Below are 20,685 nucleotides of genomic sequence, written 5' to 3'. Positions count from 1 at the left end.
AACAGCAGTAAAATGAAAAGTAATCAAGGTGAATTTTAATGCCGAATTCACCTTTTGTTAACAATTCTGAAAAGACTAAACAGCCATTTCCTCAAATGAGCGCTTGATTGTGTTCTTGTTTGTAGCTGCGTAGGGCGGGAGGCTTCTTCACCTATTGATTCAAGAGCAAGCTGTTTTTTTATGGATTCGATCAACTGATTGGTTGGCTTTTTGGATTGGATCTGCTGAACCGCTTCGATAGGAATCGTGATTTGTTTCGTACCAGCTTTGGTTTTCACCGAAACGATGTAATTCAGATCGTCTTTGAGTGAATGTTCGAGATACTGAACTGGGCCACCCATTCCCAATAACAACTCTATCGGCTCTTTATCAGACTTGTAGGATCGGTTCATATGCAAAGTTATTTCTGGTTCTACCCGTCGGTCGGGTCGGTTCTGCATAATGACACGATAGAGAAGAAAAAGCTGCAAAATCAGGATTTTATTGGAGGGGGCGAAGTAAAGTATATACAGGAAGTTTCTCCAATCATTGGACTGCTTTGCCTGAACCTGGCAGTTTTGGAAGAAAACCGACAGAGAACGAACAAACCATTAATCCAACTAGTAGGGTAATAAGATGGTGGCCTTCTCTTTTAGCAGTATGATCAACATAGTGCAACAGGCGTATCGTCACTCATCCAATACCGCTATCTTGGCTGACGGCCAGTCATATACTTACGCACAATTACTGGATTCGTCGGAGCAAGTCAGTGGTCAGCTTCTGAATGGTCAGGCCGATCTGTCCGAAACCCGCGTTGCGTTTATGGTCGAACCTGGTTTCGAGTACGTTAGCGTGCAATGGGGTATCTGGCGAGCGGGCGGCATTGCGGTGCCACTCTGCATAACGTATCCACCTGCTTCATTGCAATACGTTATTGACGATACGTCGGCTGAAATTGTCGTGGCATCTGCGCGATATGCTGCTGTACTACGTCCCATTCTCGAAGGCCGAACTATTCGTTTTATTGAACTAGGGGTAACCGAAGCCAGCCCTACTGGCGAACTGCCGGATGTTGACCCGGCGCGGGGAGCCATGATTCTTTACACCAGTGGGACCACGAGTCTGCCCAAAGGTGTTGTCAGCACACACGCCAATCTGGAGGCACAGATGACCACGTTGATCAAGGCGTGGGAATGGCAACCTACCGATCATATCTTGTGCGTGTTGCCGTTGCACCACGTGCACGGCATCGTCAATGTGATCGGCTGTGCGCTCTGGTCGGGGGCTTGCTGTGAATTTCTTCCGGAGTTTTCCCCAGCCGCTGTTTTCGCAGCTTTTCAGCAGGGACGTATCAATCTGTTTATGGCGGTACCAACCATTTATTTCAAGTTGATCGCCTACTGGGAATCGCTACCGGAAGCTGAACAACAAGTGCTTACCGAAACCATGCAGAGCTTTCGGTTGATGGTTTCGGGCTCGGCGGCCTTACCCGTAACGGTCATGGAAAAATGGGAGCGAGTCAGTGGGCATACCTTACTCGAACGCTACGGTATGACCGAAATAGGTATGGCAATCAGCAATCCGTATCATGGAAAACGAATTCCGGGGCATATTGGGCAACCACTTCCGGGGGTCGGGGTTCGGCTGGTTGATGAACAGGACGAGCCGGTTGACGAAGGCCAGCCCGGCGAAATTCAGGTGAAAAGCGCTACGGTGTTTCGCGAATACTGGAATCGACCACAAGCTACGAAAGATGCGTTTACGGACGATGGTTGGTTTCGTACGGGCGACGTAGCAGTGGTTGACGAAGGAAGCTATAAAATCCTGGGCCGCAATTCGATCGATATTATCAAGTCGGGTGGCTATAAGCTATCTGCCCTCGAAATTGAAGAAATTCTCCGAACACATCCAGCCATCGTCGATTGTAGCGTAATTGGACTGCCTGATGAAGAATGGGGCGAAATTGTAGGGGCTGTGTTAATCCCCGCTGAAGAAATTGATCTGGATGCGCTCAACCAATGGATGCGTACGCAGATGGCGGCCTATAAGGTACCACGTCATTATCGCATTGTACCTGAACTTCCCCGTAATGCTATGGGCAAAGTGACCAAAAACGAATTGAAAAAATTCTTCTGATCTATGGACTTCCTAACCGCTTTCCCCTACTGGTTCATCATTGTCATCATGATAGTGAATGCCATTGTCGTACAATTCATAAACATCGACGTAAAAGACGATGAATAATAAATAATGAGCGCTGAGTGATTAATAAGTCATTGTTCAGCGCTCATTATTCATCACTCCTAAACCCTGCTATGACCTACTTCTCCGAACATGCTACCGTGCTGCTTTGCATGGTTGTCTACCTGATTCTGCTCATTACGTTTGGCTGGTATCTGCAACGACAGGCCAGCAAAACAGTAGGCGAGTACTACGTTGCTAACCGACGCATACCGGGTTGGGTCGTGTCGTTAGCTTTCTTTTCCACCTTCGTCAGTACGAATACGTACATCGGGCAGGCGGGCGAGTCGTTTCGGTATGGCTTGTCGTGGACTTGGGTAGGTGTTTTCTGGGCGGTTTTCTGCATAATTTCCTGGCAGATTTTAGGTCCCCGGATGCGCAATCAGAGCATCCGACTCAAGTCGTTTACCGTGCCCGATTATTTCCAGCTACGTTACCAGAGTGGGCTTTCCCGTAGCATCCGGGTTTTGTCGGCCGTAATCATTCTGTTTGCCACAATCTGGTACATGACAGGGATCGCCAAAGGTTGCGCCCACTTGCTGCACTCGCTCCTCGACATCCCCTACGCTTACGGAGCTGCTTTTATGCTGTTTTTTACGTGCTTTTACACCATTGCCGGGGGGATGTATGGCATTATGTGGACCGACGCCGTTCAGGGCATTTTGATGTTTATCGTTGCGATTATAATGCTCTCACTACCATTTCTATACGCTGGAGGCTACGACGCACTGATGGCCAAAATTGCGTATGTTGAGCACGTATCGAAAAAGGGGACGCCTATCGGCAACGGTCTCGTTACGTTCGGCCAACTGACTTCCTTTACGTATATCGTCGGTATCGGCCTGTCAATTGGTATGAAGCAAATTTCCGAACCGAAACTGCTCATTCGCTTTTATACGGTTAAAGATAAAGCTGGTATGAAGTTCGCCATGACCTGGACGCCCATTTTCATGGGAATTTCGCTGGTTTGCGTGATGGGTCTGGGAGCGCTCGTACACGGTATGGTTACCACCGAAGAAGCGGCTCAACTCATCAATAACACCGATGAAGTGGTGGGATTTATGCTGAAAAAATTCAATAATCCACTAATCAGCGGTATTTGCCTGATGGGACTTTTTGCGGCTGGTATGGCCGCACTGGCGTCGGTAACGCTGGTTGTAGGCACTACGTTGGTGAAAGATATCTGGAACGTCTGGAAACCCATGCCCGTCGAACGTATCATTCCCCGCACCAAGGTCGCTATGCTGCTGTACTGCATCATTGTGTATTACTTCACGATCTTCCCACCCGCCGACGTCGTCGAGCTTTCAGCGTTTGCCGGTTCCGTCTACGTAGCGAGTTTCTTCCCGACTATTTTCGGTGGTCTTTATTTTCGATGGGGTACCGATTTAGGCGCCATAAGTTCCATGCTGGCCGGTATTATCGTCAATATCGTATGGCGTTTCGGCGTCCGGACTCGAGTCGAAGGATTAAACGATATCCATGAGGTCTTTCCCGCATTTCTGGCGTCTTTTGTCGCCTACGTAGTGGTCAGTTTGCTCACGGCACAGCGCAGACCAACTCTTGAGCATCTGAATAGGGTATTCGACACGCACCCCGCCCTGGATGATACGTTGGTAAAAAGATAAGCACTTTCGATACGTTAAAAAAAGCCCGACTGATTTAGCCGGGCTTAAAATCTTTATAGGTTAGGTAGTCGTAGCTACTATTCTTTTGACGTAGTAACTCGAAAAAGTAACAAAACAGCCTTGGGATTTTTTGCCAATAATGTGGGTGAGCAACGTATCGTCGATTTGCTGACTACTTAAAACAAAAGCCTGACAAACGCCAGGCTATTGTATATAATCAACCTATGATATCTGCTTATTGCAGGGCAATACTACGAGTAGCTTGTTTAGGTTCCTGGGTTGACAGATTTAACTGCTTCCGGATGCTGCCTTCGCTCGATTTTACTTCCAGTTCATACTCGCCATCGGCTAATTGATCCACATTCATCTTCATGGCGAATTTGGATTCTTTCTTGCCCAAATTCTGATGATAAAGCACCTCGTTGTTTTTGTTGCGAAGAATCACAACGACGGGAACGTCGGTTGATTTTTCAACAGCTACCCGAATTTCGTGATTTACGGTTACGTAAGCACTTGCGTCGAACGAGAGCGTTTTCGGCGTTGTCGGGTTGAAAAGGGTAGAAGCACTCAGGAGAATAGAAGCGGCAACTTTACTGATTACTGGTAACATGGTTGTGTGTGTTTAATGGTTTTAAGATGTTGTTTACTGTGATGCTTTATGTATTCCAAAGCTTGTGCCAATCCAGTGCCAATCCTGATAATCAATTATTTGCGTGGCGTGCCATGTCTGGGTAATGTCCGTAACTGGACAAACTTTGTTCACTTGCGGACAAAAATAGAGGGAAGCGGAGGCCGTCTGAAACCCGAAATTGATCAGACGTCGAAATGAAAGAACAAAGCGTGAAAAAGGTAGGATAAATGGTGCGTGAAATCTAGAGAGTTGCTTGGCTCAATGCCGGTCTGAAGTAGAAAAAAAGATAAATTTTAAACAATATGTAAATCTTTCAGCTTACCAAGAGATGATGCTTACTGAATGGTGAGCACATGCATTGAATACCTGTTATGCGTTTATGTATCTATACCTTAGAAACTGAAGCGGTGTGCGTATGGAATACAATCTACTGGTTGCGGATGATGATGATGATGATGTTTTATTGCTTACTAAATACCTGCATGGCCATAATTCTTCTGTAAAGCTGACACACGTCTGGAATGGTGCCGGAATCATCCAGAAATTATCGGAAGGCATGCGACCCGATCTGATCCTGGTCGATTCGCAGATGCCTATCATGAATGGGCAGGAACTACTACGTCAATTACGAGCCAATTCAGGTTGGCAACACATTCCGATTGTTGTATGGGCTGGTACGTTATCCGAAGAAGATACGATGCATTTCTACCAGTCAGGCGCAAATTCCTGCGTTATGAAGCAGGATATTTTTGCCAAAATGGATATTTTCTGCCGCTATTGGTTCGAGTTAATTAAGCTGGTGCCAGCCAGCGTATCATTTTAGAGAAACGCTCAATGTAATACGTCGAAAACCAGCTCACGAAGAATATCACTTTCGCTCATGGACGGGGCATCGATGCCTTTGCTGCGCGCATCAGCCAGACGTATCGAATGGATGATGGCTACAACTTTGGGGAGCGGAAAAGTACGGGCGGCCGTGAGGTAATCTTTCACAAAAAACGGATTTACGCCCAGTAAAGGCGCTAAACCTTTTTCACTTTGGTCTTTAGACGCTTGTACCAGAAGTACTTTACTAAAATAACTGAACAACTGCGCCAGAATGACTACCAGCGGATTGTCTTTCGGATTGCGGCCAAAATAGTCGACAATCTGATTGGCCTTCACTAGTTCGCGTTGAGTCAGTGCTTTCTGCAACTCGAATACGTTATATTCCTTACTGATACCGACCAGCCTCTCTACTGTTGCCGCCGAAATTTCTTCGCCAACGTGCATGTTAATCAGCATTTTGTCGATTTCGCCGGCTAGCCTTTTCAGATCGTTGCCAATATGATCGGCCAGCAACTGACAGGCTTTCGGACTTATTTTCGCACCCTGCTCGCGGCAGTATTCGCCTACCCAATCCGGAATCTTGTTGTCGTAGAGTTTTTTGACGCCCAGCAATTTTCCTTTCGCTCCGAAAGCTTTCACCCAGGCTTTTCGCTCGTCGAGGCCGGGTTTGCCATCTTCTTTGACATAACACAGCATTAGAATCGTGCTTGACAACGGATTGAGGGCATAATCTTCCAGTAACGTCTGCGCCGACTTATCGTTGATGCCGCCCATTTGCTGCGCTTCTTTAACCAAGACCAACTGTCGTTCGGCCATAAACGGGTAACGCCGGGCATAGTTCAGTACGGCACCGGCATCGGTATCTTTCCCAAACAGCACAAACTGATTGAAACCGCGTTCGGCCACCGGCACGGCCACTTTTTCGAGTTCGTCGGCAATGCGGTCGAGGTAAAACGGCTCATCACCATGGATAAGGTAAACGGGGGCAATCCGCTTGTTGCGGATATCTTTCAGCAGGGCGTCAACAGCAGCAATCAAAACAAAAAGAGCGTTTCAAAATTCAGATTTCAAACTACCTACGTAGTGGTAGCTGAAACAAGTAACAAAAATAAAGATTGCTCGCCATTTGTTACGTACAGACTTTCGGTAGAAAATAAATCTTGTCGACAAACTGTCCGACGAGCCAGCAAATTCCACAGACCAGTAAGTGAACAGAAATGGGTTACGTTCTCACCGCCGAAGCAACGTACCGGGTCGCGTACCTGTCGCTTTTTGCCCCTGATACACGAGTTTTCCCGCCACCCAAACCGCTTCGATGCCTGTAGATAGGGCTTTGTTATCACCGATACGTGCCTTGTCCTGCACGGTGTCTGGATTAAGCAAAACCAAATCCGCAAAGTAGCCCGGCGTAACGATACCCCGGTTTTTTAATCCAAGATGTTCGGCGGAAAGACTGGTCATTTTCTGGATAGCTGTTTCCAGCGTCATCAGTCGCTGGTCGCGAACGTAACGGGCCAATACGCGCGTGAACGCGCCATAACCGCGCGGATGTCCGTCGTTGGCCCCGTCGGAGCAGATATTGGTATGCGGCCATGCCAGAAAATCCTTGACGTCAGTTTCACTCATCGATTTCCCCATGATGCCTTCTACGCCGGAAGCGTCTGGGTTTTTCTGCGCGAAATCCGATGCCTCGGCCACCAGATTCATCAGGGTTTGGGCTGGCTTTTCATTACGTAGTTTCGCTACGTCGCCAACCGATTTTCCGGCGTAAGCTGGATTAGCTGCATAACGTACCAAAACGGATTGCGCTGGATCAAATAGTTGATTAACAGCAAACTCAGCGCTGGTCGGGTCGGTGTAATCACGTTTCGGAAACAGGACACGTAGTGTCGACATCCAGTAGTCATATGGATAGCAGTCTGCAGTAATTTTCACGCCTTCCGAACGAGCTTGTTCGAGTAAAGCCAGTAATCGTTGCGACTGACCCCATTTTGAACGTAGCGCGATTTTCAGGTGCGAAATCTGCACCGGCATTTTCGTTTGGCGGCCAATCTGAATGACCTCATCCACAGCCTCATCCAACGTAATATCCTCACTCCGAATGTGGCTGATGTATCGCCCACCCGAATCGGCGGCCACCTGCGCCAGTTGAAGCACCTCATCACGATTGGAGAAGAAAGACGACTCATATTCCAACCCCGTCGATAAACCCAGCGATCCGTTATGCATCTCGCTACGTAGCAGCGTCTTCATCTGCTCAACTTCATCTGGTTTAGCCGTGCGATAAAGTCCATTAGCCCCCATCGCTTTCTGACGTAGCATGGCGTGACCCGTATAGCTCGCCAGATTGATGGCAACAGGCTGCCGCTTCAATCGTACCTGCAACGTATCCATCAATAAGCCACCGCCATCTTGCCCAATCACAATGGTTGTAATGCCCTGACTTACTGCGGGTAAAGCGTCAGGCTGTGCGTTCAGGTCGTGATGACTATGGCTGTCGATGAAGCCGGGAGCCAGTACCATATTCTTACCGTCGATGACAGGCTCATTCGGGAACGCTGTCAACGTACCGACTTCCCAGATGCGGTCGTTACGTAACCGAACAGCCGCTTTTCGGACTGGCGTTCCGGTGCCGTCGATAAGCCGTATGTTACTAATAAGTTGAGTTTGAGGAAGTTGTACAGATTTTCCGTCCAGAATGTCGCGGATAATTCGTCCTGCCGCATTACCGCCATTGGCCAGCACAATCAGCGTTTGCTTCTTGTCGACGTAGCGAATGATTACTGTTCGAAAACCGACCCAGCCGCCCGTGTGCATCAGTACGTTCCCGTTCTCTTCAATCATCCAGCCGAAGCCGTATGGATACGTAGTGCCGTCGTTCAACTTGGCGGGCATGAACGCTTCCCGCAACGTAAATTCCTTCACCAGTTTTCCGTTCGACAGTGCCTGCTCCCAAATCAACAGGTCTTCGGCGGACGAATACACGTTTCCGTCGCCCACCACGCCATCCAGCCGAATCAGATCATCGGCTACGTTCCGACCATTTTCGCGCCGGAAACCATACACCCGATTGTGCGGAATCGTTTTGCTTTTGTGGTAGTAGATGTACGTGTTTTTGAGTTTTAGTGGGCGTACAATATGCTGATCAAAAAACGTTTCGACGGGCGTGCCGCTCACTTTGGCAATGATGGCCCCCAACACTACGTAGCCGGTATTGGAATATTCCCATTTGTCTCCGGGTTGAAAAACGGGCGCTGGTTTATGCTGATGCAGCAATTGCACTAGACCATCGTTGCTGAGCGTATCGAGTGGGCCAAGGTACTTCTGCGCCAGATCGAAGTATTCAGGCAGCCCCGACGTGTGGTTCAATAAATCCCGAACAGAAATCGCAGTATACGGAAAATCAGGCAAATACGTTTGGACAGGTTCGTCGTATTTTAATTTCCCCTGCTCCTGCAACTGCATGATCATCATGGCGATGAACTGCTTCGACACGGAAGCCAGATTGAATGCGGATTGAGTAGTGAGCGGCTCTTTGGTATCGATGTTGGCGGTTCCCAATGCTTTCTGAAAGCGAACCTTTCCCTGTTCGGCTACAAGAACGACGCCGTTGAACATACCCCGATTGTGAAGCACTGTCAGTGTCGAGTCGAGCGTTTTTAGGCGCGGAGCCAGCGATGAGGTAGCCGATTGGGAATGTCCCTGAAACCAAATGAAAATGAGAAAGATGAGTAGTACGTAAAGTCGTGGTGGGTGCATGGGTAAAGCAGGCAAAATCAGCCTAATATAAGCGTTACATGCAATAGTTTGGGCGACAATCACCATATTACCGTAAAACATCATTGCTACGTTACTACTTTATGACAAATCGGGCGATTTTGCTCACGGATGGATTATTAAGCACCCCCAATGCCAAGACGGCTCACGGGTTGATTCGTGGAACAGAGCGTTATACAATAGTCGGCGTGGTCGATGAACCGACGGCGGGCCAGGATGCGGGCGAAATACTGGACGGAAAACCGCGTCAGATACCTGTTTTTGCATCGGTCGATCAGGCTTTGGGAAAACTTGACTCGGTTTCATACGCAGTTGTGGCCATTGCTACGAACGGCGGAATCCTGCCGCCAACCCTGTTACAAACGCTGAAAGAATGCCTGGAACGGGGTCTGTCCATTGTCAATGGCCTGCACGATTTTCTGACTGATAAGCCCGAAATGGTTACGCTTGCGCAGGAAAAAGGGGTTCAACTCATCGACGTGCGTCGGCCCAAACCACGCCATGAACTGCATTTCTGGACGGGCGAAGTGAAACAAATCACGGCGCCCATCATCGCCGTTATCGGCACCGATTGCGCGTTGGGCAAACGTACCACCGCCCGACTGATTCGGGAAGCCTGCGAGCTACATGGTCTGAACGCGCAGATGATTTATACCGGCCAAACGGGCTGGTTACAGGGTGGTAAATACGGTTTCATTTTCGATTCGACAGTAAACGATTTTGTGTCGGGCGAGCTGGAACATGCGCTCGTTACGTGCTGGCGCGAGACTCACGCCGACGTACTACTGATTGAAGGACAAGCCGCTTTACGAAATCCAAGCGGTCCCTGCGGATCGGAATTTCTGGTATCGGGGAATGCGCGCTACGTCGTGCTGGTTCACGCGCCCAAACGAATGTACTATGATCATGATCCGGCCTGGGGCGAAATTCCATCCGTCGAGTCGGAAATTGCGCTGATTCGGGCGTATAATTCGGAGGTTATCGCGCTGGCGCTCAATACGGAAGATTGCACTCCGGAAGAAGCCGTTACGTATCAGCAAACGTATTCTGAGAAGTTGGGAATTCCGGTTTTGTTGCCGTTGCAGCAGGGTGTTGACGCCGTAGTATCGGTCATTCAATCTAAAATTACTACGCCTTATGCGGATTAAATCGATTCGGGCTTACCTCCGAAACCTGGCACTCACCAAGCCGTATACGATTGCGTATCAGATTACGTCTGACGTAGAGAACGTCTTCCTGGAAATCGAACTCGATAACGGAATGGTTGGGTTTGGAGCTGCGAATCCGTCACCAGAAGTGGTGGGCGAATCGCCGGAGCAAGCGTTGCAAAACCTGCAGGGCGAATGGGCATCAAGTTTAGTGGGGAAAGACATTCGGCTTTTTCAGGGATTGATTCGGGAAGGGCGACAACGATTTTTGAAAGCGCCCGGTACGTTGGCCGCGCTGGATATTGCCCTGCACGATGCCTTTGGGCAATACCTGGGCGTTCCAATCGTGCAGTTTTACGGCCAGAAAATTCATACCCTGCCAACCTCCGTCACCATTGGCATCATGAACGTAGCCGATACGTTGGCCGAAGCAGCCGGATACTATCAACAGGGATTTCGGGTACTGAAAGTAAAAACCGGTTTGAACGTAGAGGAAGATGTTGAACGTATCAAAAAGCTGCGGGAGACGTACCGCAATTCCATGACGATACGTGTCGACGCCAATCAGGGTTATTCGATGTCTGATTTACAGCATTTTTGCGCGGAGACGTTAGACGATAACGTTGAACTGATTGAACAACCCTTACCGGTTGGGCAGGAGTCGGATTTGCTACGTCTGCCAAACAGCATTCGGCAACAACTAACCGCCGACGAATCGCTGAAAGGGCCCAAAGCGGCCTTGCAACTTGCTCAACAACCTCAACCGTATGGAATTTACAACATTAAGCTGATGAAATGTGGCGGCATTCGGGCGGCATTGGATATCGCTACCATTGCCGAAACCGCCGGAATTTCCCTATTTTGGGGATGTAACGACGAAAGCCGGGTAAGCATTACAGCGGCCCTGCACGCAGCTTTTGCCTGCCCGCACACGCGATACATCGACCTCGATGGCAGTTTCGATCTCGCTGAAGACATAGTATCCGGTGGTTTTATAGTTGAAAATGGCTTTATGCGCCCTACAACTAATGCCGGACTGGGTTTGTCCCGTTTATCATAACGTATCATCCGTTGTATGCTCCCGTACTTTCCATTTGGTCAGCGATTTAACGATAAAATGGGGACGGCTCCTTTGTTAGAAAGCGACCGACTGGTTGAAGTTGATGAACACTACGTGACCGAAATAACCCTCAAGCGCCAACTCCTGGCTGAACTGCCAAATTACTACTATCAGGCATTGCCCGGCCACGTAACGGCGCAGTGGGAAGTGCTGGCTTTAGCACTGGAAAACCTGGCCAGATTCTCTCCCGTTTCGTTTTCGCTACGTCAGGATGGTACGTATTGGCGGTGGAAAAACCATCTGCTGAATGAAGAAACTGCCTTTACGTTTGGCGATGAAACGACGCTGCCGCTGGAACCACTCGATTGGGTGGGTCGGCAAGTACAGGAAGATTTGATTCTGCTCGCGGGCGACGACGCTACGTTGGTGGCTGGACAGCTTTGTTTCGCCAATGATTGGTGTCTGGATGAAAAAATTGGTCTTCCATTTTGGCAGATTCACGCGCCTGTTACGCCTATTGTTGAGCCGATGCTACGTGCCGCCCAAGCTTTTATGAAACGTTTGCCGGTAGGAAAGCCATTTTGGAGGGCCAACTGGAGTGTTAAACTAAGTGATCAGCTCGATATGACCAGTCGTCATACGCCCGTACTCAAACAACAGCTAGCCGAACGACTGGCTACGTTAGCGCCCAGTACCATCGGCGAACAGCTTTACGTACGTGTTGAACGCCAGACACTCACACGGCTTCCTCGTTCTGGAGCCATTTTGTTCGGTATTCATACGTATCAGAATCGGCTGGCCAACGAAGCCGCCGACCCGGATCGAGCTGCCCGAATGGCGCAGGTTTTCGGTACAACGCCCCCGGCCATGCTGGATTATAAAAGTATGTTTGGTTTCATGCCCGCTTTGTTGACGTATTTGACTAGTCGATAAAGGCTCTGACAGGCTCCGGCTGTCGGTTATAGTTACTGGATTAGTCGCTAGTGCGACTTTGATAGCCGGAGCCTATCGGAACCCAATACAACTAAAAATTCCTATGCCCCATCTCACTCGTGCCTTAGATACCCGTTCTGCGATTCTGCTTGTAGTGAGTGGCATTATTGGCTCGGGTGTGTTTAAAAAAGTGGCGCCCATGGCCGCTGAACTAGGCTCACCGATGCTGGTGGTGGCCTGTTGGATTGTGGCGGGAATAGTAAGTCTAACTGGCGCTCTGACGTACGCCGAAATGGCGGGCATGTTTCCGCAGTCGGGTGGGGAGTACGTTTACTTCAAGCGGGTATACGGGAAACTGTTCGCTTTTCTGTACGGCTGGGGGGCTTTTGCCGTCATGAGAACGGCCACGATTGCGGCACTGGCACACGTTTTTGGGCAATCGCTGCTGGCGTTGGTGGAAGTCCCGAGCGAGTCGGCTGAGTTGATTGTCAAAGTCATCGCTACGTTGCTGATTCTGTTTCTGAGTTCGCTCAATTACTGGGGTGTTACGTTTGCCGAAAGGTTTAGTAGAGCGCTTACATACGTCGTGTTTGTGGCGGTGGCGGTCATCGCCTGGTTGGGTTTTTCTGCCGAATCGGGAAGTTTGTCAAACCTGACCCGTTCTGTTCAGCCAAGTGGCGTCGTTGAACGTAGCAGTCTACTAGGGTCGTTGGTGGTTGCGTCGCTGGGGGCTTTCTGGGGGTATGAAGGCTGGAATCAGATTGGGTATATCGGAGAAGAAATCAAACAACCCCAACGAAATCTGCCCATTGCCCTGAGTATTGGCACCAGTATCGTAGTCGGAATTTATGTACTACTGAATGTGGTGTATGTGTTCGCAATGCCAATTGATGGATTAATGCAACTGGCCAGTTCGCCCGGAAAAATTGCGGCTGTCGAGGTGATACGTAACGCGGCTGGCTGGGTGGGCGCTACGTTTATTTCGGTATTAATTCTGATCACTACGTCCAATTCAACCAATGCGTCGATTCTGATGCCTGCCCGGCTCTTCTACGCTATGGCGCGAGATGGCCTGTTTTTTAAAGCTGCGGCTGTTATCCATCCACGCCATAAAACACCATCGGTCGCCATTATGCTACAAAGTGGTTGGGCAATCGTGCTGGTCTGGTCGGGTAGTTTCGATCAGTTGACGGATATGCTGGTGTTTGCGTCGTTCATCTTTTACGGAGCAACAGCGGTGGGTGTCATCCTGCTACGTATCAAACGTCCTGATTTGCAACGTCCTTATCGCGTTTTTGGCTACCCACTAATACCCGCTTTTTTCGCCTGTTTCTGCTTTCTGCTCGTTGGTATGACGCTCATCAACCAACCCCGCGAAGCCCTGACTGGCCTCGCTCTGATTGCTACTGGTTTACCGTTTTACTGGTTCTGGCGGAAAAATAGCATCGATGCTGCGTCTGACTTAGAAAGCCAGGAAACTCACTCCACAACCGGGTAGCCCTTATCGATCCAGTCGGTTTTGAGGTTTTTGGCGAGGTTCAGCAGTCTGTGATTTTTAAAACCAAGCTCGTTGAGTTTGGTAAATGCGGGTCGAACATTCGGGCAATTTTTGAACGGGCAGCAGCCGCAGTAAATCACGATTTGCCGGTCTTTCGGCTCTTTACTGAGCAACTTTTCCAGCTTTGCCAGATTTTCGGCTTCATTCGCCGGACCAACGCCCACCGACGATTTGATCGAAGCTGCCGGACCGATGCTGATAATAAGCGGTCGTTGCGCTTCAGGGCCGGCAATGGATGCGGCTAAATCGGCTGGTTCGAGAAGCTGTTCAGGGCTCCAGGGCTCGGCTCTGTGCCAGCCAAAATAAGTTAGCCCAGCGCAAAGAATGAGAAGGGTCAGAGCGAACGAATAACGCGATTTTTTCCAGTTCATAATGACAAACTTACAGATAATGGAGACTTTTTCATAATGGGAAAAGGAAGGCAGTTCACTTCGAAATAAACTTGCCAAATTAAATATTCAACATATATCCAACGATTTTTCGATTTTATGTATCCTTGTTTCTTCAAAAATGCTGAACCATGGATAGAGGTATACGCTCGTTTGGAATACTGCTTTTTGCCTTGGTGCTTGATGGTTGCTGGCAGCCATCCCCCCCAACTCCTCCATCGATAACCGGCGATACGTACCGACCCATATACGCATCTTACGCAGACGTTCGAACGGTGCAGTCGCTGGCTCCTCAGCCAATGAAAAATGTAGGAAAGATTTACGTTAAAGATACCTATCTGTTTATTAATGAGGTGGGTAGTGGAATTCATATTGTCGACAATCGCGACCCGACAAACCCTGTCAAACTGGCGTTTCTATTCATTCCCGGCAACCACGATCTGGCCGTGAAAGACAGTACGTTATACGCCGACAACGTACTTGATATGGTGGCGTTCAACATTGCTAATCCACGTAACGTGCGACTGGTAAAACGTATCGAAAACACATTCGACTACCCGGCTTTCCCATCCGAAACCAACGTTCGGTTTGAGTGTGCCGATCGGAATAAGGGCGTCGTGATACGTTGGGAGAAAGCGACCGTTGAGAATGCGCAATGTTATCGCTAGACCGAAGAGACATTTCTAAAATCATCATCGTATGAAACAAAATTTTTACGTTGGTATGCTTATGCTACTTATGATGGGCTGTTCCTCAGGGGCCAGTAATGATGCGCCCTCGCCGGGTTCAGGGACTGGCGGTTCGACGGCGCGCTTTACCATCAGTGGCGACCGTCTGTATACCGTCAGCAACACTGGCCTCCAGACGTACGATATCTCGTTGAGCAGCAACCCCAAAGCGGGGAGTAAAACTACTATTGGTATCGGTGTTGAAACTATTTTTCCGTACCGCAATAACCTGTTTATTGGCACACAATCAGGCATGTATATTTTCGATATCAGTCAGCCCGATAGTCCGAAACGTATAGCCAACTATTACCATATTCTGAGTTGCGATCCGGTAGTGGCGCAGGGGAATTACGCTTATGTAACACTACGTAGCGGAACGACCTGTCGAAATACATTGGCCAATACACTCGACGTAATCGACATCAGCAACGTAGCAAACCCCCAACTTCTGAAAAGCTATCCGATGAAAAATCCGCACGGACTGGGCGTCGACAGCACGTTGCTGTTTGTTGGTGAAGGCGATTATGGGTTGCGGATAATGGACGTCAGCAATCCGAAAGACGTGCGGGAGATTCAGTACATTGACAGCACTAAAACCTACGACGTAATACCCACGCAAAAGCGTCTGATCGTGACGGGGCCGGATGGAATTTATCAGTATAGCTACTCTAACCTGAAGCAGTTAAAACTGCTCAGTAAGCTTCCTGTTCAACCATGAAATCGCTACGTATCTTTCTTATCATGAGCGTATTGTCGGGGAGTACATACGTGAGCTATGGGCAACGTATCGAGCCAGACCCAGGAACAGATTTGGCTATTGAAACAGCCCGGAAGTGGGCCGTGAAATTCTCTTTACTAAGTCTGCTCGATCCTGATAACACCATTCAATTCGGCGTGGAGCGAATGCTGAATCGGCGGCAAAGTCTGCAACTCGAAACGGGTTATGGCTGGCAGGGGATGAACCTCTGGGAGAATTCCCGAAATGGGCGCTATCGTGATCGGGAAGTGTGGCGGGGGCGGCTCGAATGGCGTTATTTCTTCAATCCAACCGGCCAGCCACGAGGGCGCTACGTTGCCGTAGAAGGTTTTTACAAGCAGGTCAACTTGCGAGAAAGCGGCACGGTGGGCATAGGATGTGCAACTGGAATGTGTCAATATTACCAACTGTTCACCGCTCCGCTACAGAAATATGTGTGGGGTGCCCACGTCAAAATTGGCCGGCAATTTCAATTCATCCCCACTAATAATCATTGGCTTTTCGATGTCTATTTAGGACTTGGTTTCCGACGACGTATCGTTGAAAGTTATCGTCCAGCCGCAGATACGTATTATTATCGATCGACGGGAATCAACTTATTCGATACGTTCAACGCTACACCTGCTACGCTCTTCAGCATGTCGTATGGTTTCAAACTTGGCTTTGCGTTGTAAAATTTGTGGGCAACAGGCTGAAATGGCGATTTGCTACGTTTGTTAATCATAAGAAAAGCTGGCAAGGCACTCTAATTCTACGTTTCTGTTGAGATGAATGCTTTTACAGTGCCGAAATTGGCGTTTCTTTGTACTAAACTGCGCCTGACATCCGCTTGAAAGTCCGATCTTTACTTTACCTTTTTTTGCTGTGTCCAGGTTGGGCGATTGCTCAACCTATTGGCGGACAACGGGTGTTTTCGTTTCTCGACCTGCCTACGCACGCCCGTGTCGCAGCTCTTGGCGGACAGATAGCTACGGCGATAAGTCCTGATGGCGCCTACCACTTAAACAACCCCGCGCTGGCCGATTCAATACGTCCTAATGATCTTTCGATCAGCCTGATGCCCTATCTGGCGGCTGCTAAATATTATACACTACATTACGGATTGCCTACTAAACAAAAATCGGTTGACAGAAGGGTAGGCTGGGCAGTTGGGTTGCAGTACCTGAATTATGGCGAGTTTGCGCAAACCGATCCGGCGGGCAATACGCTCGGTACGTTCACCGTCAACGATTATGCGCTGAGTCTGACCTACGCCCGAACCGAAGGTAATTTTACGCTCGGCGCTACGTTCAAAGCCGTAGGTTCATCGATTGAAACGTATTCGGCGTTTGGCTTGCTGGCGGATTTGGGTGGTGTGTGGCGTCATCCCAAAAAAGACCTCACGTTTGGTCTGGTTGCCAAAAATGTCGGTTATCTGCTTAAAAATTACGGCGCTCTCGACCGGACAGCCGCAACAACTAACTTACCATTCGACTTACAGGCGGGTGTTACATTAAAGCCAAAGCACGCACCTATTCGCCTGACGCTGACAGCGCATCATCTGTACCGTTTCGATATGACGTATAACGACCCTAATCTGAATACCCGCTACGACCTCAACGGCAATCCGATTTTGCCAGCGACCGGTACTGTTGAAAAAATAGCTCGTCATCTAAGCGTTGGCGCTGAGCTACTTGTCCATCGAAATGTACACCTTTTAGTGGGCTACAATCACCAAAAACGGCAGGAAGGTAAACTTGCTTCGGGCGGGATTGGGCCGGGAATTTCATTCGGCGCGTCGGTACAGGCGAGGGGTTTTCAGTTAACGTATGGCCGATTTACGTCGGTTCCGACGGCGGGCACGAGCCAACTGTCGATACGTATTGATCTGGACCGGCTGACGAAGAAATAAATCTGAAACATGAATCAATCTTTACAGGAAAAAGCGGCTCGCATTAAACTCCTGCTGACCGACTGCGATGGCGTTTTGACCGATGCGGGTGTGTATTACGGAGAGAACGGCGAGATTTTCAAAAAATTCAACATCCGCGATGGAATGGCCGTTGAGCGCTTGCGGGCGTTGGTCGGCGTTGACGTAGGCATCGTTACCGGCGAAACATCGCCATCGGTGGTGACGCGGGCCGCCAAGCTGAAAATCACCGAACTTCATTTGGGTATTAAAGACAAACTAACCCTATTGAATTCCGTCCTGGAACGTACTGGTTTGGCCGCGTCGGAGGTCGCGTTCATCGGCGACGATGTGAACGACCTGGAGATCTTGCAGGCTGTCGGATTAGCTGCCTGTCCGGCCGATGCTACGCGTTTCAACAAAGCCGTCGTCGATTATTGCTGCGAAACCAAAGGCGGAGAAGGTTGTTTCCGCGAACTGGCCGAACTCATTATTGACGCTAAACAAGCCAGAAATCTCGCCGGCCCAACCAACGTATCAGACGATGGGCAAGAGCAGTAACTGGTATCCTGAACATTCAGGCTCAGGACACCAGTTACGTTAACAAATGCGCCTGTTATAACCCAAGAAGAACCCGCTGTCAATCAGCCGTAGCATAGCCTTTTGATTCATGGTAGATTTGAGGCAAATGCCAACCTGTATAATGGTTGATTTTTGCTGAAAATGAAGCTGTTCCGACTAGTTCTATCCTTGCTGGGATTGTGGGTGCTGGGGTCTTGTAAAAACTCCAGCTACAATAAAAAAAACGGTGTTGTCTATTTCAAGGATTCGCCCATCAGCAATGCTGATTATTCTTCGTTCGAAATCCTGAATGATGTTTTTGCCCGCGATAAACATCAGGTTTACTACAGGGGCGTTACGGTTAACGGCGCCGATGGTACCGCCTTTTCGGCGATGGATGAGCATTATGGCAAAGACAAAACATCTGTATTCTATTGCGATAATTACATTGACTTCAAGTTGTTTGAAACGAAGCGACGGAATACAATAAATCGAATTCCATCGGCTGATGTAAACTCGTTCCAAGTGATAAGTTATGATTACGGGAAAGACGCGCTACGTTGTTATTACAAAGCAGTTGGCTTTCCGGTAAAAGACGTAGCGTCTTTCCAAGTGCTTGATTATGACTACGGGAGAGATAATCAGATTGGGTATTTCAAGTTAAAACAGATTCCGGGAAGTCACGGCGCTACGTTTGCGGTTTTGAATCGAAACTTTGCAAAAGATCAACACCAGGTTTATTATGCCTGGACGAACCTGGATGGTTTGGCTTCGGAGGGAATACATCCAGTTCAAAAAGCCGATCCTGGTTCCTTTGCGGTGTTGGGTATGTATTATGCCAAAGACAACGACCGCGCTTATTACCAGGACAAACCGCTGCCCCTTGCCGATCCTGCTACGTTCAAACAATGGGATGACAATACAATTAATTATGCGACTGATACCAGTCTTATCTATTACCACGAAAATCTGCTGAAAAACGCCGACAAACCGACTTTTCGGTTACTCACAGATGACTACGCGCAGGACAGGAAAACCGTTTTTTTTCAGGATAGACCAATCAAAAATTGCCTGATTCAGTCATTCAGGGTATTAGAATTAGGCTATGCCACAGACGAAAAACACGTGTATTTTCGAGGTAAGGCGCTGACTGGGGCTGATGCTGCTACGTTCAAACTCGTTGAAAATGAGGCCGGTCGGGATGCGGCCGATAAAAACTATTCCTATTTAGCAGGAAATCGCGTTGTTCCTGAGCAGTAACGTAGTTGGTTTATTGTTCTGATATAATTTCGGCTAATTGAGCGAATGCACGTACTGTTTTAGTTTTTCCAGCATCTCAGTCCGGTTATATCGTTCTGCTATACGTAGCGCATTCGTTTCGCCATCAAATTTTGTTACGTGTACTGTTTTTACATCCGGGTTTTTGCTGAGTAAAAAATCGAAAATGGCAATATTACCCGTCAGGATTGCCGTCTCCAGATGGGTATATTCATCGAAGTGGGCATTTATATCGAACGGGTAAGTAAATAGATATTCTAGAAATGATAAATTATGAGAACTGATAGCCAGATACGGTAACCCGCAATCATTTGTGTCGATTCTGAATCCCTTTTTTATTATTAATTTAATAGATTCAATATCCTTTTTTTTGGCAAGCCAATAGATAGTATCCTGATTCTGGTCTTCGTGAGTTGCTAATCCATTCTTTAGAAGAAAATCGAGTAAAACTATATTGTTGTTGTTTAGCAGATTCTCCGTAATGAAACTAACAGAACTAGTAAAATCAGGATGGTATTTGTTTACTACGTACTTTATTAGTTCAGCTCGATTTGCTAGCGATAATTCATCAATAATTTTATTCGGATTCATACCATCTGTAATCAGGGTATCAACCATAGCAAAACTTTTAATTGGCCAACGAAGTGAATATGTAAAATAATCCTGACTGCGTTTTGTTAATATATGTACCAGTTCTGTTTTGTCCTGAGCAACCAAGTATTCGATAAGTGGTCTCTCTTCGCCCGGTAAATTTGTTTTCCATAGATCCGTATTCTTATCACGAATTTCTGTAAAGGTTTCTATATTATTTTCGTCAACTGCCTTTTTTAATTTTGCAAGTTGTTTTTCGTTCTGAATATATGTCAAATAATCGCTACCCTGGCTTAACAGGGGAATAGCCGCAAAGAAAGCGGTAGCGAATCCATATAAACAGAGCGTAATAAGTTGCGGTTTCCCAAAGCTGAAATCAACTGCTGATGTATTTCTGAAAATAAAATTTGCGATGCCCGATACTGTAAGCAATAACACCCCAAAAAGTAGATTAATGATCAGTGTAATTATATAGAAAAACATGTGATCGATCTTGCTGGTAGTGAGTATACTAGTCATGATCACAAATACCAGTAAAGCAGCGCCAACAGCTAACGCCCACGTAGGGAAATGAAGTTGCAAAAGCTTATTGATTAGACTGAAAAATAAGGCTGCCATTACCATTAAAAATATATTCAATGGTACGTAAATGAGAAGCCAGAAAATAAAATTGATGCTATCCTCTAAAGTGCCAGATGACGTATTCATAT

20 protein-coding genes are annotated in these 20,685 nt (G+C 48.1%); 14 read left to right on the top strand and 6 right to left on the bottom strand.

What is annotated here, in order from left to right; translation table 11 throughout:
* Nucleotides 1–47: 47 nt before the first annotated feature.
* Nucleotides 48–392 (bottom strand): hypothetical protein, encoded by a 345-nt coding sequence (locus ACYVF1_RS13060; RefSeq protein ID WP_461079357.1) that lies wholly within the window; start codon nucleotides 390–392, stop codon nucleotides 48–50.
* Between the two features lie 247 nt (nucleotides 393–639).
* Here ACYVF1_RS13060 and ACYVF1_RS13055 point away from each other — a divergent pair, with 247 nt between their 5' ends.
* On the top strand, nucleotides 640–2,115 hold the full coding sequence (locus ACYVF1_RS13055) for an acyl-CoA synthetase (RefSeq protein ID WP_461079355.1): 1,476 nt from the start codon (nucleotides 640–642) through the stop codon (nucleotides 2,113–2,115).
* Nucleotides 2,116–2,294: 179 nt separating this feature from the next.
* Nucleotides 2,295–3,848, top strand: coding sequence for a sodium:solute symporter family protein (locus tag ACYVF1_RS13050; protein WP_461079353.1), 1,554 nt, complete (start codon nucleotides 2,295–2,297; stop codon nucleotides 3,846–3,848).
* 235 nt (nucleotides 3,849–4,083) lie between these two features.
* Here ACYVF1_RS13050 and ACYVF1_RS13045 read toward each other — a convergent pair whose 3' ends face one another.
* On the bottom strand, nucleotides 4,084–4,458 hold the full coding sequence (locus tag ACYVF1_RS13045) for a hypothetical protein (protein ID WP_461079351.1): 375 nt from the start codon (nucleotides 4,456–4,458) through the stop codon (nucleotides 4,084–4,086).
* 48 nt (nucleotides 4,459–4,506) lie between these two features.
* On the opposite strand from ACYVF1_RS13045, the gene ACYVF1_RS13040 reads away from it, so the two are divergent.
* Together ACYVF1_RS13040 and ACYVF1_RS13035 are read left to right on the top strand one after the other, a co-directional pair.
* Nucleotides 4,507–4,677, top strand: coding sequence for a hypothetical protein (locus ACYVF1_RS13040; protein ID WP_461079349.1), 171 nt, complete (start codon nucleotides 4,507–4,509; stop codon nucleotides 4,675–4,677).
* A 217-nt stretch (nucleotides 4,678–4,894) separates the two neighbouring features.
* A complete protein-coding gene (locus tag ACYVF1_RS13035) occupies nucleotides 4,895–5,302 on the top strand; it encodes a response regulator (RefSeq protein ID WP_461079347.1) in 408 nt (135 codons plus the stop codon).
* Between the two features lie 8 nt (nucleotides 5,303–5,310).
* Here ACYVF1_RS13035 and holA read toward each other — a convergent pair whose 3' ends face one another.
* Nucleotides 5,311–6,345 (bottom strand): DNA polymerase III subunit delta, encoded by a 1,035-nt coding sequence (gene holA, locus ACYVF1_RS13030; protein ID WP_461079345.1) that lies wholly within the window; start codon nucleotides 6,343–6,345, stop codon nucleotides 5,311–5,313.
* Between the two features lie 192 nt (nucleotides 6,346–6,537).
* Nucleotides 6,538–9,066: a serine hydrolase gene (locus tag ACYVF1_RS13025; protein ID WP_461079343.1), complete on the bottom strand. Its 2,529-nt coding sequence runs from the start codon at nucleotides 9,064–9,066 to the stop codon at nucleotides 6,538–6,540.
* Between the two features lie 101 nt (nucleotides 9,067–9,167).
* Between ACYVF1_RS13025 and ACYVF1_RS13020 the strand changes: the two genes are divergently transcribed.
* The 4 genes from ACYVF1_RS13020 (at nucleotide 9,168) to ACYVF1_RS13005 (ending at nucleotide 13,723) form a co-directional block, all read left to right on the top strand.
* Nucleotides 9,168–10,232, top strand: coding sequence for a DUF1611 domain-containing protein (locus ACYVF1_RS13020; protein WP_461079341.1), 1,065 nt, complete (start codon nucleotides 9,168–9,170; stop codon nucleotides 10,230–10,232).
* Nucleotides 10,222–11,292 carry a mandelate racemase/muconate lactonizing enzyme family protein gene (locus ACYVF1_RS13015; RefSeq protein WP_461079339.1) on the top strand — a complete coding sequence of 357 codons (1,071 nt, stop codon included), beginning with the start codon at nucleotides 10,222–10,224 and terminating at the stop codon, nucleotides 11,290–11,292. Before ACYVF1_RS13020 ends, ACYVF1_RS13015 begins: the two co-directional genes overlap by 11 nt.
* 15 nt (nucleotides 11,293–11,307) lie before the next feature.
* Nucleotides 11,308–12,225: a heme-dependent oxidative N-demethylase family protein gene (locus ACYVF1_RS13010; protein WP_461079337.1), complete on the top strand. Its 918-nt coding sequence runs from the start codon at nucleotides 11,308–11,310 to the stop codon at nucleotides 12,223–12,225.
* Nucleotides 12,226–12,328: 103 nt separating this feature from the next.
* Complete coding sequence (locus ACYVF1_RS13005; RefSeq protein ID WP_461079335.1) at nucleotides 12,329–13,723, top strand: APC family permease; 1,395 nt, start codon at nucleotides 12,329–12,331, stop codon at nucleotides 13,721–13,723.
* Here ACYVF1_RS13005 and ACYVF1_RS13000 read toward each other — a convergent pair.
* Nucleotides 13,705–14,154 carry a rhodanese-like domain-containing protein gene (locus ACYVF1_RS13000; protein WP_461079333.1) on the bottom strand — a complete coding sequence of 150 codons (450 nt, stop codon included), beginning with the start codon at nucleotides 14,152–14,154 and terminating at the stop codon, nucleotides 13,705–13,707. The two genes, ACYVF1_RS13005 and ACYVF1_RS13000, sit on opposite strands and share 19 nt — an antisense overlap.
* Nucleotides 14,155–14,303: 149 nt before the next feature.
* Here ACYVF1_RS13000 and ACYVF1_RS12995 point away from each other — a divergent pair, with 149 nt between their 5' ends.
* From ACYVF1_RS12995 to ACYVF1_RS12970, 6 genes are all read left to right on the top strand, one after another.
* On the top strand, nucleotides 14,304–14,840 hold the full coding sequence (locus ACYVF1_RS12995) for a hypothetical protein (protein ID WP_461079331.1): 537 nt from the start codon (nucleotides 14,304–14,306) through the stop codon (nucleotides 14,838–14,840).
* A gap of 31 nt (nucleotides 14,841–14,871) precedes the next feature.
* On the top strand, nucleotides 14,872–15,618 hold the full coding sequence (locus ACYVF1_RS12990) for an LVIVD repeat-containing protein (RefSeq protein ID WP_461079329.1): 747 nt from the start codon (nucleotides 14,872–14,874) through the stop codon (nucleotides 15,616–15,618).
* A complete protein-coding gene (locus tag ACYVF1_RS12985; RefSeq protein ID WP_461079327.1) occupies nucleotides 15,615–16,331 on the top strand; it encodes a DUF3575 domain-containing protein in 717 nt (238 codons plus the stop codon). The genes ACYVF1_RS12990 and ACYVF1_RS12985 overlap by 4 nt, the downstream gene beginning before the upstream one ends.
* Nucleotides 16,332–16,486: 155 nt before the next feature.
* Nucleotides 16,487–17,548, top strand: coding sequence for a type IX secretion system protein PorQ (gene porQ, locus ACYVF1_RS12980; protein WP_461079325.1), 1,062 nt, complete (start codon nucleotides 16,487–16,489; stop codon nucleotides 17,546–17,548).
* Nucleotides 17,549–17,557: 9 nt separating this feature from the next.
* Nucleotides 17,558–18,106: a KdsC family phosphatase gene (locus tag ACYVF1_RS12975; RefSeq protein ID WP_461079323.1), complete on the top strand. Its 549-nt coding sequence runs from the start codon at nucleotides 17,558–17,560 to the stop codon at nucleotides 18,104–18,106.
* Between the two features lie 162 nt (nucleotides 18,107–18,268).
* The gene (locus ACYVF1_RS12970; protein WP_461079321.1) at nucleotides 18,269–19,366 is read left to right on the top strand and encodes a DKNYY domain-containing protein; all 1,098 of its coding nucleotides are present in this window, start codon (nucleotides 18,269–18,271) and stop codon (nucleotides 19,364–19,366) included.
* A gap of 33 nt (nucleotides 19,367–19,399) precedes the next feature.
* Here ACYVF1_RS12970 and ACYVF1_RS12965 read toward each other — a convergent pair whose 3' ends face one another.
* On the bottom strand, nucleotides 19,400–20,683 hold the full coding sequence (locus ACYVF1_RS12965) for a hypothetical protein (protein ID WP_461079319.1): 1,284 nt from the start codon (nucleotides 20,681–20,683) through the stop codon (nucleotides 19,400–19,402).
* Nucleotides 20,684–20,685: the final 2 nt, after the last annotated feature.

The organism is Spirosoma flavus (assembly GCF_054778555.1).
This window is presented reverse-complemented; position numbering and strand designations above follow the sequence as displayed.